At 72.5% G+C, this 14,963-nt stretch carries 11 protein-coding genes; 2 read left to right on the top strand and 9 right to left on the bottom strand.

Annotation, left to right across the window (positions count from 1 at the left end; translation table 11 throughout):
• Positions 1-47 precede the first annotated feature (47 nt).
• From AWZ10_RS32485 to AWZ10_RS32445, 8 genes are all read right to left on the bottom strand, one after another.
• Positions 48-1,769, bottom strand: coding sequence for an IucA/IucC family protein (locus tag AWZ10_RS32485; RefSeq protein ID WP_060892774.1), 1,722 nt, complete (start codon positions 1,767-1,769; stop codon positions 48-50).
• Positions 1,770-2,963 (bottom strand): MFS transporter, encoded by a 1,194-nt coding sequence (locus AWZ10_RS32480; RefSeq protein ID WP_060892773.1) that lies wholly within the window; start codon positions 2,961-2,963, stop codon positions 1,770-1,772.
• Positions 2,960-4,711, bottom strand: a complete 1,752-nt coding sequence (locus AWZ10_RS32475) for an IucA/IucC family protein (RefSeq protein ID WP_167366009.1) — start codon at positions 4,709-4,711, stop codon at positions 2,960-2,962. Before AWZ10_RS32475 ends, AWZ10_RS32480 begins: the two co-directional genes overlap by 4 nt.
• Before the next feature lie 35 nt (positions 4,712-4,746).
• Complete coding sequence (locus AWZ10_RS32470; protein ID WP_060892771.1) at positions 4,747-5,937, bottom strand: ATP-grasp domain-containing protein; 1,191 nt, start codon at positions 5,935-5,937, stop codon at positions 4,747-4,749.
• A gap of 85 nt (positions 5,938-6,022) precedes the next feature.
• Entirely contained in the window at positions 6,023-7,039 is a 1,017-nt protein-coding gene (locus AWZ10_RS32465; protein WP_046704541.1) for an ABC transporter substrate-binding protein, read from the bottom strand.
• Between the two features lie 53 nt (positions 7,040-7,092).
• The gene (locus tag AWZ10_RS32460) at positions 7,093-7,914 is read right to left on the bottom strand and encodes an ABC transporter ATP-binding protein (RefSeq protein ID WP_046704540.1); all 822 of its coding nucleotides are present in this window, start codon (positions 7,912-7,914) and stop codon (positions 7,093-7,095) included.
• A 526-nt stretch (positions 7,915-8,440) separates the two neighbouring features.
• Positions 8,441-9,490: a FecCD family ABC transporter permease gene (locus tag AWZ10_RS32450; protein ID WP_046702956.1), complete on the bottom strand. Its 1,050-nt coding sequence runs from the start codon at positions 9,488-9,490 to the stop codon at positions 8,441-8,443.
• Complete coding sequence (locus AWZ10_RS32445; protein WP_046702955.1) at positions 9,487-10,536, bottom strand: FecCD family ABC transporter permease; 1,050 nt, start codon at positions 10,534-10,536, stop codon at positions 9,487-9,489. Before AWZ10_RS32445 ends, AWZ10_RS32450 begins: the two co-directional genes overlap by 4 nt.
• Positions 10,537-10,725: 189 nt before the next feature.
• On the opposite strand from AWZ10_RS32445, the gene AWZ10_RS32440 reads away from it, so the two are divergent.
• Entirely contained in the window at positions 10,726-11,613 is an 888-nt protein-coding gene (locus tag AWZ10_RS32440) for a (2Fe-2S)-binding protein (protein WP_060892769.1), read from the top strand.
• A 346-nt stretch (positions 11,614-11,959) separates the two neighbouring features.
• Positions 11,960-14,065, top strand: a complete 2,106-nt coding sequence (locus tag AWZ10_RS32435; RefSeq protein ID WP_060892768.1) for a glycoside hydrolase family 43 protein — start codon at positions 11,960-11,962, stop codon at positions 14,063-14,065.
• Here AWZ10_RS32435 and AWZ10_RS32430 read toward each other — a convergent pair.
• A partial coding sequence (locus AWZ10_RS32430) for an endonuclease/exonuclease/phosphatase family protein (protein WP_060892767.1) occupies positions 14,052-14,963 on the bottom strand: 912 nt, incomplete at its 5' end. The genes AWZ10_RS32435 and AWZ10_RS32430 overlap by 14 nt on opposite strands.

Here is a 14,963-nt window from a genome sequence, read left to right as displayed (position 1 = left end):
GGTACTCCCCGCTCATCCGGTGCTCCCGGCGCATCCAGGCTCCCGGCTCATCGAGGGCTCCGGCGGAGGACGTCCTCGGCGAGAGGTGAGGGCAGGCGGACGTAGCCGGCCTCGCGGTCGGCCTTGCGTTCCCAGCGGGTGAGCAGGTTGGTCTTGGCGGGCAGCGGCACCCCGGCGAGGAGGGCGGCGAGGCGGGGCGGGCAGCCTTCCTCGTCGGCGTACGCCCGGATGGTCGCGCGGACCGCCGCCCACAGGTCGGCCTCGCTCGCCGGGTGCAGGTCGGCGAGGGCGGCGAGCAGCTCGGCGACGTGGTTGACGAGCAGGCAGTACACGACACGGTCCCAGCCCCGCCGGGCGTCGTACGACAACGGGCCGGCGACCTGGGACGGGAGGGCGGCGAGGGTGTCGGCGTGGTGGTCGGGGACGAGCTTGGTGCCCTCCAGGTCGCGGAAGAGGACCTGGGCGGGCATGCCGTCGGTGTCGACGCAGATGAGGACGTTCTGGAGGTGGGGTTCCAGGACGAGGCCGTGATCGAAGTAGGCGGAGAGGACGGGCGGAAGGAGCAGGCGCAGGTAGGCCTTCCACCAGTTCAGGGCGGCCTCGGGGCCCGCGCCGTCGAGGAGGCGGGAGATGTGGGCGGCGCTGGTCGGGTACTCGTCGGCGACGGCGGCCGCGAGCAGCGGGGTCGTGCCGGGCAGCAGTCGCCGCGAGAGGCCCTCGCGGACGATCACGCCGAAGCCTTCGAGGAGGGCGCGGTCGGGCCTGCCGTCGGGGCCGGGGACGGCGAGACTGCGGTAGGCGGGTTCACGCAGTATGGCGCTGCCGGGGAAGCGGGTCTCCAGGTCGGTGAGGGCCGGGGCGAGGACGCGGGTGAGTGCGACGGCGCCGGAGAGTTCGTAACTGGCGTTCTTTCGAAGGCAGTTGGTGATGCGGACGTTGAGGCTGAACTTCAGGAAGGCGTCGCCGTCGAAGAGGGTGCGCACGGAGGCGGTGGCCGCGTACTCCCGGCCGCCGGGGCCCAGGTCGAGGATGTCGCCGCGGCCGAGGGCCTCGCGCAGCAGCCGGTGTTCGCGGAGCATCTCGTACTGCCAGGGGTGGGCGGGCAGCAGCCGGTAGCCCTCGGGGACGTCCCCGCGTTCCCCGTCGAGCACGGCGGTGGCTCCCGCCTCGGCGCTCTCCTCGGCGATCAGGTGGTCGCGGACGGCGAGGTAGCGCAGCGGGAAGGTGGCACCGGCCTCGGGGGCGTACGACTGCCAGGCGTCCGCGTCGCCCGTGCGGGCCTTGGGGGTGGGGTGGAAGCGGTGGCCGAACAGCAGGGACTGCTCGGAGTCGAGGTAGTCCGGGAGCCCGTGCGAGGCGTGCGCGCCGGTCTCGCGGGCGGTCAGCGTGGCGGCGAGGGTGCGGTGGCTGGAGTCGATCTGATGCAGGAACTCGTCGTTGCGGACGCCGGTGCGCAGGGACAGCTCGTCGTGCGTGTACTCGGCGAGGCGGCGCCAGTCGAGTGCGCTCCAGCCGATGTTCGACTGCTCCCGCACCGGGCCGGTGAAGCGGTGGGCGCCCAGCAGGGACGTACGGCGGAGGGCGACGCGAAGGAGGAGGCCGCGGCGGGGCAGGCGCAGCAGGAGGTGGCCGTCGATGACGGCGGTCTGGTGTTCGGGGCCGGACACCTCGCGCAGCAGGCAGTTGAGGAGGGTGTGGGCCACCGCGTCGTCGGCGGTGGGCAGAGTGGGCAGGTGGGTGGTACCGAGCGAGTCGGTGAGCGGGGGCATTCAGTGGCTCCAGCGGGTACGCGGATGTGGGGGCAGCAGGGTCGCGAAGACGGTGAGGGCGGCTATGCCGCCGCCTATCAGCACCGGTGCGGTGGGGCCGAACCGGGCGCTTCCCACGGCGGCGGTGACGCCCGCGGCGACGGCGCCGGCCTTGGAGAAGAACTCCAGCGAGCCGAACATCTCGCCGGGGGCGCGACCCCGGGCGCAGTCGGCGGCCAGAACCGACAGGCCGACCATGCCGAGGGTGAGGCCCGCGCCGAGCAGCAGCCGTACGGCGACGAGGGTGGGCAGGGTGTCGGCGACGCCGTGGCCGGCCAGGCCGAGGGCGATCAGCGCGAAGCCGGCGGCCATGCCGAGCCGGGGGCGGGTGTGCAGCACGCGGTGCACCGCCATGGCCGTGATCAGGTAACAGAGGTGCGGCAGGGCGAAGAGCAGGCCGGAGAGGGCGGCGGAGGCGCCGGGGAGGCGTTCCTCGACGAGGGAGATCAGGTAGGGGAAGGAGACGACCGTGGAGAACACGAAGGCGAACTCCAGCGCGTAGAGCCTGCGCAGTGCGTCCTTGGGGGCGGGGGCGGCGGTCTCCGTCCGCTCCTGTTCCGGCTCTCCGGTCTCGGCCGGTTCGGGCAGGGCTGCGAGCAGCAGGGCGGCGGCGAGCGGGAGCAGGGCGAGGAGGGCGTACTGGCGGTGCGGGGACATCCACGGTGACAGCGCGCCGACGACGATCGGCGCGAAGACGAGCGCTGCCCGCGCGCTGCCCTGCATGAGGGTCAGTGCCTTCGACAGGTGCGGCCCCTCCAGGGCGGCGCCCAGATAGCCGTTGGAGGCCGCGAAGGTGCCGCCCAGGACGCCCTGGAGCACCAGCGCCACCGTGAACATGGTGAGCGAGTCGGCCCAGCCGGCGAGGACGAAGGAGACGGCGAGGCCCAACTGGGCCCGCAGCAGCAGCCGTTTTCGCCCGAAGCGGTCGGCGAGCCGCCCCCACAGGGGTGCCGCGAGCGCGCTGAACACGGTGGGCACCACGTACAGCACACCGGCCCAGCGGCCCGCGCGGTCGCCGAGTTCGGGCAGTATCTCCGTGAAGTACGGCGGCAGCCCCAGCGCGGCGAACGACGCCACGAAGTAGCAGGCGGCCACGGCGTGCACCTGCCGACGGCCGAACGTGGGGCGGGCCAGGGGAAGCGCCTCGGCGGTCATGCCGAACCACCCTCCCGGAGCAGGTAGTTGGGCCCGGTGGTGTAGTGCTTGTTGATGTCGGCGGCGCCCGACCGCTCCTTGCTCAGCAGGGTTCCGGCGCTCACCATCGCCTTCACCGGCAGCTCGGGCGCGTGCAGGACCCGCTCGCGCAGGACGGCCGCCGCGTCGCCGCCGAGCCGGTCGACGGCCTCGGTGAGCCGGTCCCGTACGAGGTTCAGCAGCTCCGGCAGCGGGGCGCGGCCGTGCCGGGCGAGGCCGAACGCGTAGGCGCCGGCACACAGATGGACGGTGATGGTGGTGAAGACGTCGACCACCGCGCGGTCGTCGGTGGTGAAGGTGCGGGCGTCGTCGAAGCCCCAGACGCCACCGTCCTCACCGAACTCGGTGGCCAGCCGGGCGCTGTTGACGCGCGGGCCGTCGTTGTCCTTCAGCAGCAGTCGCAGCTCGCCGGGCCCGGGGCCGAAGACCAGGGAGACGTTCTGCTGGTGCGACTCCAGGGCGATGCCGTATCCGAAGAGCGTGGTCTGCCAGTCGAACAGCAGGGTGAGCACGGCGTCGAGCAGGGCGGTCGGGTCGCCGCCGTGGAAGCGGTCGGCGAGGTGGTCGACGACCAGTCGTCCGCCGGGCGCCCGGGCGAGCAGTGCGGCCATGGGAACGACCACGGAGTCGTCGAGGTCCGTCGGGTAGCGGCGGCACAGTACGGCGAGCAGTTCGTGACCGGCGTGCGCGTACACCGTCTCGTCGGCGTGCAGCACCCGGCCCCGGAAGCGGGGCTCGCGGTCGATCACAGCCGCCAGCAGCCGCTGCCCGGCGGCGCCGTCGACCAGGGTGCCGGGCTTGATGGAGCGTTTGTTGCGCAGGCCCAACGTGGCGGTGGCCAGAGGGAGTTTGAGGTGCAGGGAGGGGGCTGCGGCCGGAGCGACCGTGCGCATCGACAACGTGGGTACGACGCGCAGGTACGCCCGGTCGGCGAGCACGGCCCGGTCCGTGAGCCCCGCCTCGCGCAGCGCCGCGTCGAGGGGCGCACCGACGGTCAACGGGTGGACGGGCAGGACGACATGGGTGCGGTCGAGGTCCGCGAGGCCGAGCCCGGAGGGGGTGGGCCAGCCGTCCGGCAGCTCCCCGGTCACGGTGACGGACTCGCGGGGCAGGGCGAGCCACTGGAGGGCGAAGCTCGGGTGGAACTCCGGTGCGTAGCGTCGCAGTTGGTCCTCGTCGAGGCCGGAGCGGCCGCGTGCGGTCGGGTAGACCGGGTGGTCGAGGCGTGCGGCGAGGGTCTCGTACGCGAGGCTGCCGCGCAGGCCGGTCCAGTCGGTGAGGTCGGTGCCGTACAGGTCGGTGAGCCCGTCGGTGATCTCCTCCCCCGTCGCCTCGTGCAGCCGCATCGTGGCGAGGGTCTGACGGCACTCCTCCGCGAAGGCGTCGAAGCCGTCGTGGTCGACGGGCTCGGCGAGGTCGCGCAGTGCGGCGAGGACGGTCGCGCAGGTGGCGAGGTACGTGCCGTCCGACTCCCGTGCGAGCAGGGGCAGTCGGGCGGTGTACGTGTGCTGGAAGCCCTCCTCGGTGACGGGGAGGAGGAGGGCGTCGTCGGCGTCGGTCGGAGGAAGCCGGAGCCAGGGGCCGTCGGGGCGGTGGACGAGGGTGCTGCGGGATCGCAGGCCGACGACGTCCTCACGGAGCAGGGCACCGAGCACGCGGGTGAGGAGTTCGGCTTCGACGGTGTCGGTGGGCGTGACGGCGGTGGTCACGGCGGCGTTTTCGGAGGCGACGGAAGCGACGGCGGTCACGGCTGGATCTCCCAACGCCGGTCGGCGAGGAAGCCGGCCACCACCCGGTCGACGGTCTCCTGGCCGGTGCCGGTGGCGCGGAGCACCCCGAGGTAGTCGCGGTTGGTCCGGTACAGCTCGTGGCGTTCGCCCGGCCGGCGGAGCGGTCGGTACGTCACATGCACGCCGTCGATGCGGAGTTCGGTCGCGGCGGGGGCAGCGACGAGGGTGCCCGCTCTCTCGGCGCAGGGATACTCCAGGCGGGCCGCGCCGTCGCGCCGGATGTCCAGTTCCGCGGGCAGCGGCTCGCCGAGGTGGGTGCGGAGGATGTGCTCGAAGAGCGGGAGGTCGAGGAGCTGGGCGAGCAGCAGGTCGCACTGGTCGCCGATGGCACGGTAGTTGACCTCGATGATGCGTGCCCTGCCGTCGTGCACGACGAACTCGGTGTGGCAGGCCCCGAATCCGACGCCCAGCGCGTCGAGTTGGGCGAGGATCCGCGCGACGACCGGCTCGGGGTGGGCGGGGACGAAGGTCAGCCGCTCCTCGATGAAGTACGGCGGCGGGGACAGTTCGGTGTGGAAGCCGCCGAGGACGTGCCGGACGTGGCCGTCTCCGAGGGTCTCCAGGGTGTACAGCTCTCCGGGCAGGTACTCCTCGACGACGAGGGTGGCGCCCGGACGCCGGGTCAGGATCTCCTTGCCGCGGGCCACGAGGTCCTCGGCGGTGTCGACGAGCACGACGTCCTCGCTGGCGACGCCCTCGCGGGGCTTGACGACACACGGGTACGGGGCGTCGGCGACGAGCGGGCCGGTGAGGTCGGCCGGGCCGCTGATCTCTGCGGACCAGACGGTGTCCACTCCGGCCGCGGCCAGATGGCGGCGCATCTCCCCCTTGTCCTTGGCGCGCAGGGTGGCCCGCCAGTCCTTGCCGGGAAGCCCGAAGTAGTCGGCGGCGAGGGCGGCCTGGGTCTGGAGGTGGTCACTGTTGGTGAAGACCGCGTCGGGGCGCTGGTGGGTGGAGATCCGGGTGACGACGGCGCGGTAGTCCCGTACGTCGCACTGCAGAACCTCGGTCTCGGGGTACGTGCCGAGGTGGGCGTCGGGCTGGTCGGTGAGGATCGTGACGTCCAGACCGAGTCGGGCGGTGGCGGGCAGGAAGCCCTCGGTGACGGAGTCGGTGGGGTTGAGGGCGAGCAGGTACAGACGCATGGGGTGGGGCACAGCTTCCGCTGGGGGGTGGGGGCGGGGGGGCGGGCCCTTCTCGTGGTGGGGCCCGCCCCGGGAACCGCGGGGGTTACTGCCGGGGAAGTGCCACGCCCGCGGCCTTCGCTATGTCGGCGAGCATCTCCTCGGCCGCCTGGACGCCGATACCGGACATCCAGGTCTCGTCCGGGACCTCGAAGACCTTGCCGTCCTTGACGGCGGGCAGGTCCTTCCAGACCGGGTTGGAGGTGACCTGCTTCTGCTGCGTCTTGTCCGGGGTGTCGGCGGTGGTGACGAAGATCAGGTCGGCGTCGGCCTGGTCGATCTCCTCCGGGCTGACGTCCTTCATGGTCACGGCCGGGTCGTCGGAGATCTGCGACTTCGGACGCTGGAAGCCGACGTCGTCGAGGACGACACCGCTGTAGGAGTTGGAGGCGTAGAGGCGGGTCGGGCCGGCGACGAAGCGGACCACGGAGACGGTCGGCATCGCGCCGTCCTTCTTCTCGATGGCCGCACCGAGCGCCTCGGCCCGCGTCTCGTACTCCTTCAGCTCGGCCGCGGCCTCGTCCTCCAGGCCCAGGGCCTCGGCATGGACCTTGAGGTTCTCCTTCCACACACCCCCGGTCGTCTCGGTGAACACGGTCGGGGCGATGGCGCTGAGCTTGTCGTAGACCTTCTCGTGGCGGACCTTGGACGAGAGGATCAGGTCGGGCCGCAGGGAGGCGATCTTCTCCAGGTTGGGCTCCAGCAGCGGGCCGACGTCCGTGGTGTTCCCGAGTTCGCCCTCCAGGTACGTCGGGAAGCCGCCCTCGGTCTTGAAGTGCGGGGCGACGGCGCCGACCGGGTCGACGCCGAGCAGGGTGACGTCGTCCAGCTCGCCGGTGTCGAGGACGACGACCTTCTTCGGCTGCGCCGGGATCCTGACGTCGCCCATCACGGTCTCGAGGGTGCGCGGGAAGGCGGCGCTGTCGGCGCCGGCCCGGGCTGTGTCGCTCGCCTTCGTCGAGTCGTCGTCGCCGCAGGCGGCCAGGAGGCCCGTGCCGAGCACGACGGTGAGCAGCGCGGCGGCGGGGCGGACGAATCCGCGCAGGGGGGATCGCTTGAGCATGAGGGGGTGGTCTTCCTTGGTGGATGAGCGGTCGGTCGGACAGGGATGTGCGGTCAGGCGGTGGCGGACGCGGTGGTGTGCCGTGCCGCCCTGCCCTTCGGGACGACCAGTGGGGTGCCGGTCTCCGGGTCGGGGACGACCCGGCAGTCCACGTCGAACACGGACTTGACCAGGTCCGCGTCGAGCACCTCGGCCGGTGGGCCGGCGGCGGCGAGCCGCCCGTCCTTGAGCACGACCATGTGGTCGGCGTAACGGGCGGCCTGTCCGAGGTCGTGCAGCACCATCACCACGGTGCGGCCGGCCTCGGCGTGCAGGGCGGTGACCAGGTCGAGGACGTCGAGCTGGTGCCGCAGGTCGAGGAAGGTGGTGGGCTCGTCGAGCAGGAGCAGCTCGGTGTCCTGCGCCAACGCCAGTGCTATCCAGGCGCGTTGGCGCTGTCCGCCGGAGAGCCGGTCGACGGGCTGGTCCCGCAGCACGGCCGTGTCGGTCCGCTGCAGTGCCTCGTCCACAGCCCGCTGGTCGGCGGCCGACCAGGGGCTCAGCAGCCGCTGGTGCGGGTACCGGCCGAGCCGTACGAGCGCCTCGACGGTGATCGCCTCGGGGGTGACCGGCTGCTGGGGCAGCAGCCCCATCCGGAGGGCCAGCGCGCGGGCGGACATGCGGTGGATGTCGGCGCCGTCGAGCGTGATCGTCCCGGCGGCGGGGGCGAGCAGTCGGCTCAGCCCTCTCAACAGGGTGGATTTGCCGCAGGCGTTGGGCCCGACGATCGCAGTGACGGCACCGCCGGGCAGCGTCAGGTCGAGGCCGCCGACCACGAGCCGGTCGCCGTAGCGCAGGTCGATGCCCTGCGTGGAGAGCTGGTTGGTGGTGGTCATGCGGGGCTCCTGGGGGCGGCGGGCCTTGGGGCGGCGGTACGAGGGGTACGGGCGGCGGTCGGGTGTGGTCTTCGGGTGCGGGTCGGTGGGGGCTGGTCGCGCAGTTCCCCGCGCCCCTGAAAAGCAGGGGCTGCGCCCCGTGCTTCTCGACCCGCGAGCCCGTGGCCTTCCAATCCCGCGGGGCCCTCGTCAGTCAGGCCCGCAGGCCCGCTGCCCTTCAGACCCGCGGGCCCGTCGCCTTTCACGCCCGCGAGGCCGTCGCCCTTCAAGCCCGCGAGTTCGTCGCCTTTCACGCCCGCGAGGCCGTCGCCAATCAGGCCCACGGGCCCGTCGCCCTTCCAACCCGCGAAGCCGTCGCCAATCAGGCCCGCAGGGCCTGATCTCCTGGGGGCGCGGGGAACTGCGCGACCAGCCCCCACCGGACCCGCACCCGCCGACGCGCCGCAGGCGAACCGCACGCACCGCATGGACCGCGCGAGCACATGCGAGGAGTCGTGGCCGCTCGTCTGGGCCCGCCCTGTCCCGCTCATGCCCCGCTCCCCCGCACCGGCTTGCTCTGCCGGAACATCAGCACCAGCAGCCAAGGGGCGCCGAGGGTGGCGGTGGCGGCGCCGACCGGGAGGCCCTCGATCGGGAGGAGGTGCTGGACGACGAGGTCGGCGGTGAGGAGGAGGACGGCTCCGGTGAGGGCGGCCAGGGCGAGGGTCGCGGCGGTGGGCGGGCCGGTGAGGGAGCGGACGATGTGCGGGACGGCGAGGGCGACGAAGGTGACCGGGCCCGCGAGGGCGGCCGCCAGCGAGGCCAACGTGACCGCGACGAGAAGGAGTTGCAGGCGGGCGGCGGAGGTGTCGAGGCCGAGGGCGCCCGCCGAGTCGTCGCCCAGGTCGAGCACGGCCAGCCGGCGGTTGGTGACCAGCGCGGCGGCCAGGGCGAGCAGTACGGCGGCGCCCGCGCCCCAGACCTCCGTCCAGGTGCGGCCGTACACCGACCCGGTCGTCCACTGGAGCGCCGAGCCCGCCAGCTCGGCCGGAAAGCGCACGATCAGCAGGTTGACCGCGGCGGCCAGTCCCGCCTGGACGGCGAGGCCGGTGAGGACGAGGCGGGTGACGGCGAGCCCGGACCGCCAGGCGAACACGCCGAGAAGCAGGGCGGCCAGCATGCCACCGGCCAACGCGCCGACGGGGATGAGCAGTTGGGAGGCGCCGGCGGCGAGCAGCACGACCGCGCCGAGCGAGGCGCCACCTGTCACGCCCATCACGTCCGGGGAGGCGAGAGGGTTGCGGAACAGCCGCTGCAGGACACAGCCCGCCACGCCCAGACCGGCACCGGCCACGATGGCGGCGACGGCACGCGGCGCCCGGAACTCCTGCACCACCAGTACGTCGCCCGGAGCGCCGAGCCCGGCCAGCGCCCGGAGCGCGGTGGCGGCGGGCATGTCCATCTCCCCCGTGGAGACGGAGATGGTGAGCAGCGCGAGAAGGGCGAGGAGGCCGGTCGTGCCGTACGCGAGGAGACGGGCACGGCCGGGGGCGCGGCGCGTGTCCGGTCGTACGGCCGCCTTGCAGGTCGGCGTCATCGGGCGACCTTCCGGGCGAGCAGGGCGAGCAGCGGGGCGCCGAGGAAGGCGGTGACGATGCCGACCTCCAGCTCCGCTGGGCGGATGACCAGGCGGCCGAGGATGTCGGCCGTCAGCAGGAGCAGGGGGCCGGCGATCAGGCAGCCCGGGATCAGGAGACGGTGGTCGCCGCCGAGCAGCGGGCGGACGAGGTGGGGTGCGGCGAGTCCGACGAAGGCGACGGGCCCGGCGACGGCGACCGCGGATCCGGCGAGCAGGACGACCGCGATGCCACCGGCGAGCCGGATACGGGTGACCGGTACGCCGAGCGCCTGGGCCGAGTCGTCGCCCAGGGCGAGGGCGTTGAGGGCGGGCGCGACGGCGCCGGCGAGCAGCAGGCCGAGCACGAGGGTCGGCAGCACCGGCCACAGCGTGTCGAGTGGGCGGCCGGCGATGGAGCCCGCCAGCCAGAAGCGTGCCTCGTCGAGGGTGCGCTGACTGGCCAGCATGACCGCCGACGTCCAGGACAGCAGCACGAGTTGGAGCACGGTGCCGCCCAGGGCGAGCCGTACGGGGTCGATGTCACCGGCGCGGCGGGCCAGTGCCTGCGCGAGGACGGCGGCACCGGCGGCACCGGCGAAGGCGAACCACACGTACTCGACGGGGTCGGTGAGCTTCAGCGCGAAGATGGCGACGACGACCGCGAAGCCCGCACCCGCGTTGATTCCCAGGGTGGTTGGCGACGCGAGCGGATTGCGGGTGATTCCCTGCGCCACGGCGCCCGCGAGACCGAGCGCGGCGCCGACCGCGAGACCGATGACCGTGCGCGGCAGCCGAAGCCCCGTCACCACCAGTGCGTCCCGGCTCTCCGTGTGGCCGGAGAGTGCGTCGAGCACGGTGGACAGGGGCACGGAGCGCGCTCCGAGGGCGAGGCTCAGCGCGGCGCAGAGCGCCAGCGCGCCGATTCCGCCGAGGAACAGGGGCAGGTGCCTCAGGGCACGCGGGGGCACGCCGGTCGGCGCAACCCGTTCGGTCGCAGTCACGAAACGTGAGCTTAGGTTAGGCATGCTTTAGTTTTCAACAGCTATGGATTCGCTGTGATCCACACCGCTCTTGATCGACTCGCAAGTAACTTCGCTGGTCAACGACGCACATGACTACTTCACACCCCGCCTGGTCACCGGCACGCGATCTTGCAGCTAAGGTAAGCCTTACCTCCTCCGACTGCCAAACCCCTTCACGCTCTGGAGTTACCGATGACCGTGGCCCACCTGGAAACCGCCCAGGCCGACACCGCCACGCACGTCCCGGAACTCCTCTCCGCCGCCTACCGCCGCCTGGACGCGGTGGCCGAGGCGCTGTCCGTGCGCGTGGCGGGAACCGGCCGCCCCGCCGACCGGCAGCCCTCCGGTCCCGCGCGCTCACCCCAAGTCGCCCTGCGGACAGTCGGCCTGATGGACGGCCAGGAGAGCGTGGAGGCCTTCGTCGAGGCGGAGGCCGCCCGCATCCGAACCCGCTACGACCACTCCGCGCCCCGGCATGTCGCCGCCTCCCGCGCCCTGCACGACTACGCCTGGTCGGTCGGCCTGCTGATGAGCGGCGTCTGGTACCTGGAGTGGCGGGTGCCCCGCATCGCCCCCGACGACATACGGGTGGATCTGGCGACGGGCGCGTTCGAGATCCGGCCCGGCTCCGACCTCGCCTGCCTGCCGGACGACCCGGCGGCGGAGCTGCCCGGTGCGCGGGCCGTCGCCCACCAGGATTCCCTGCGATCCGAGTTGAGGACCGCCGTCGCGGACCACATGGGCCCGGTGCTGGACGCGATCGGCCCGTACACCCGCCGGGGCTCGCGCGCGCTGTGGGGTCTGGTCTCCGACGACCTGGTCTCGGGCCTCTGGTACCTGGGCCGCATACGGGGCGACGAGGCCGCCGGCGTCCGGGCCGCCTCCGCGGTCCTCCCCACCGCCCACGCACCCTTTCCCGGCGGCGCCGACTTCCGTTCCCTCCGTACGGGTGACGGCCGCGAACACCCCACCCGCACCCGTAGGGGCTGCTGCCTCTACTACACGATCCGCCCGGCCGAGGCCTGTTCCACCTGCCCCCGCACCTGTGACGCGGAACGGCTGCGCCGACTGGAGGGCTGACCACGCGGCCGCGACCGGTGCGCCCTGCTCCACGAAGTCGGGGTTCCAGGGCAGGACCCGGAAGTCGCCGGTGCCGCCCTCGGCCTTCCCGAAAAGGCACACACGGATCCCGCATGCCGCCTCCAGGCGTACGCCGGGTATGCACGATCACCTCGGCTCGTGTGACGTGCCCGGGCGGTCCGCTGTTCGCCCGAGGCGACCGCGACCTGCGGGAAGGCCCCGCCGTCGAAACTTTCGATACCGCTCCGGAGCCCCGTGCCGATTGACGCCGCTCGCCGCAGATAGCAACACTCTTCGACGGGTTTCCAACAGGAAACGTCAAAAGGTCGCAGCACTGGAGGTCGGCTTGCGAGAGTACGCCGGATACGTCTTCGCCTACTTCACCGGCGAGGGCAGCCCGGACGGCGAGCAGGTCAGGTTCGCGCTGAGCCGGGGCGACGACCCGTTGCGTTGGCGTGAACTCAACGGCGGCGCCCCGGTGCTCACTTCGGACCTCGGCACACGGGGACTGCGCGATCCGTTCGTGGTCCGCGCACCGGAGGGCGACCGCTTCTACCTGATCGCCACCGACCTCAGGATGCACGGCGAGCGCGACGGCGACTGGGAGCAGGTGCAGCGCACCGGCAGTACCTCGCTCATGGTCTGGGAGAGCACCGACCTGGTGCACTGGACCGACCGCCGTCTCGTGCGCGTCGCGCCCGACACCGCCGGCAACGTCTGGGCACCCGAGGCGTGCTACGACCCCGGCCTCGGCGCGTACGTCGTCTTCTGGGCGTCGAAGGTGTACGCCGAGGACGCCCCGGACCACACCGCCGAGACCCACAACAGGATGCTGTACGCGACCACCCGGGACTTCCGCGTCTTCAGTGAACCCCGGCTCTGGAACGACCCCGGCCACTCGGTCATCGACTCGACCGTCGTCCGCCACGGCGGCGTCTACTACCGGTTCACCAAGGACGAGCGCGGCAACTCCCCCGCCGCGCCCGGCGGCAAATTCATCACGGTCGAGAAGTCGGCCGGGTTGCGCGACACCTCGTACGCCTTCGTCGCCGACCGGATCGGGCAGGGGGTCGTCGAGCAGGGCGAGGGGCCGATCGTCTTCCGGTCGAACACCGACGACCACAAGTGGTACCTGTTCATCGACGAGTTCAGCGGGCGCGGCTATGTCCCCTTCGAGACCGACGACCTCGGCTCCGGTACATGGACACCCTGCGAGGGCTTCGCGCTGCCGCCCGGCGCCCGGCACGGTTCGGTGCTGCCGGTGACGCGGGCCGAGTACGAGCGCCTCCTCGCCGCCTACGCGCCGAAGGCGTCGGTCGTCGACGCCACCGTCCCCGGAGGCCCGAAGGCGTACGCGATCGTGGACGACCTGGCCTCGAAGGTCGTCCTGCCCCTGTATCCGGGCACCGAACTCGACGGCCTGGCACCGGAGTTCGATGTGTCGGCGGACGCCCGCATCGACCCGCCCTCCGGCACCCCGCGCGACTTCCGCACCCCGCGGCCGTACACGGTCATGACGGCCGACGGGACCGTACGCACCTGGACCGTCGAGGCCGTGCACATGCGCAGCCCACTGCTTCCGGGGCTGCATGCCGACCCCAACATCCAGGAGTTCGACGGCCGTTACTACATCTATCCGACGACGGACGGCTTCGAGGGCTGGGGCGGGACTCGGTTCGAGGTGTACTCCTCCGACGACCTGGTCACCTGGGAGGACCACGGAGTCGTTCTCGACCTGGAGTCCGACGTGAGCTGGGCGGACCGCTACGCCTGGGCGCCGGCCGCCGGGGAGCGCGAGGGGGCGTACTACTTCTACTTCTGCGCGGACCAGCAGATCGGAGTGGCCGTCGCGGACAGCCCGACCGGCCCCTTCCGGGACGCCCTGGACCGGCCGCTCATCGGGCGCGACGACTTCGCGGGCCAGATGATCGACCCCGCCGTCTTCAAGGACGACGACGGCACGGCCTATCTCTACTGGGGCAACGGCGAGGCGTACGGCGTACCGCTCAACGAGGACATGGTGTCCTTCGACCCGGTGCTGGTACGACGGTTCACCCCGGACGACTTCCGCGAGGGCGCCTTCGTCATCAAGCGGCGGGGCGTCTACTACTTCATGTGGTCGGAGGACGACACCCGCAGCGAGGACTACCGCGTCGCCTATGCGACCGGGCCCTCGCCGCTCGGTCCGTGGACGAAGAAGGGCGTCATCCTGCGGAAGCGTCCGGAGTACGGAATCCTCGCCACGGGCCACCACACGGTCGTGAACGTCCCCGGCACCGACGACTGGTTCATCTGCTACCACCGGTTCGCGATTCCCGGCCCCGGCACTCCGCGCGGCGACGGCATGCGCCGTGAATCCACCCTTGACCGGCTGGTGTTCGCGCCGGACGGCTCGATCGAGCAGGTCGTGCCGACGCTGGAGTCCATCGGGCCGGTGGTCAGTCCAGGGTGACGCGGGCGGCGACCGGCAGATGGTCGCTGCCGGTCGCGGGCAGGGTACGGATGTCCGCGACGGCCGCGGAGCGGGCCATGACCTGGTCGATCCGGGTCAGCGCAAGCCCGGCCGGATAGCTGAAGGCGAAACCCCGCTCCGCCACGTTCATCCGTGCGGTCAGGGGCGCCAGCCCACGGTCGTCGACCGTGCCGTTGAGGTCGCCCAGCAGGATCACCGGGTTCCGTTTCTCGGCGGCGACGGCCCTGCCGAGCAGGACGGCGCTCTCGTCACGCCACCGCGAGGCGAGTCCGCCCGCCCCGACTCGGACCGAGGGCAGGTGCGCGACGTACGCCACGACCTCGCCGCGCGGGGTACGCACCACCGCCCGCAGCCCTCGGCTCCACTCCTCCTCGATCCCCTCGGGTTTGATGTCCACCAGCCGGGCGGCGGTGAGCGGATGCCTCGACCAGAGTCCGACGGTGCCCCGGACCGCGTGGTACGGGTAGCCCGGGGCGAGGGTCCTCTCGTAGGCAGGCAGCGCCGTGGGCACCAGTTCCTCCAGCGCGATGAGATCGGGCCCGGCGTCGGCCAGGGCGCGGGCCGTACCCGCCGGGTCGGTGTTCTCGTCGCTGACGTTGTGCTGCACCACGACCAGATCGCGCGCGCCGGGGTGCTCGCCGGGCAGCAGCAGCCCGCCGAAGCCGTACGTCCAGGCAGCCACCGGCAGCAGGAGCGCCAGCAGCGCGACCGCCGAGCGGTGCAGCAGCCCCAGGCCGAGCAGCACCACGGCCACCAGGCCGAGCCAGGGCAGGAACGTCTCCACCAGACTGCCCACGCGGCCCACGGAGTTGGGAACCGCACGGGGGAAGAACAGCAGCCCGGCCGTCGGCACCGCCACCGCGACGACCCGATCCCA

Source organism: Streptomyces europaeiscabiei, from assembly GCF_001550375.1.
Taxonomy (GTDB): domain Bacteria; phylum Actinomycetota; class Actinomycetes; order Streptomycetales; family Streptomycetaceae; genus Streptomyces; species Streptomyces europaeiscabiei.
Note: the sequence above shows the minus strand (reverse complement) of the source record. Positions and strands in the feature narration are given on the sequence as shown.

Bases quoted from the DNA above. Each gene is read 5' to 3' on its own strand.
- AWZ10_RS32460 (WP_046704540.1), bottom strand. From the start codon at position 7,914: ATGACCACCACCAACCAGCTCTCCACGCAGGGCATCGACCTGCGCTAC.
- AWZ10_RS32440 (WP_060892769.1), top strand. From the start codon at position 10,726: ATGACCGTGGCCCACCTGGAAACCGCCCAGGCCGACACCGCCACGCAC.
- AWZ10_RS32450 (WP_046702956.1), bottom strand. From the start codon at position 9,490: ATGACGCCGACCTGCAAGGCGGCCGTACGACCGGACACGCGCCGCGCC.
- AWZ10_RS32480 (WP_060892773.1), bottom strand. From the start codon at position 2,963: ATGACCGCCGAGGCGCTTCCCCTGGCCCGCCCCACGTTCGGCCGTCGG.
- AWZ10_RS32465 (WP_046704541.1), bottom strand. From the start codon at position 7,039: ATGCTCAAGCGATCCCCCCTGCGCGGATTCGTCCGCCCCGCCGCCGCG.
- AWZ10_RS32445 (WP_046702955.1), bottom strand. From the start codon at position 10,536: ATGCCTAACCTAAGCTCACGTTTCGTGACTGCGACCGAACGGGTTGCG.
- AWZ10_RS32470 (WP_060892771.1), bottom strand. From the start codon at position 5,937: ATGCGTCTGTACCTGCTCGCCCTCAACCCCACCGACTCCGTCACCGAG.
- AWZ10_RS32485 (WP_060892774.1), bottom strand. From the start codon at position 1,769: ATGCCCCCGCTCACCGACTCGCTCGGTACCACCCACCTGCCCACTCTG.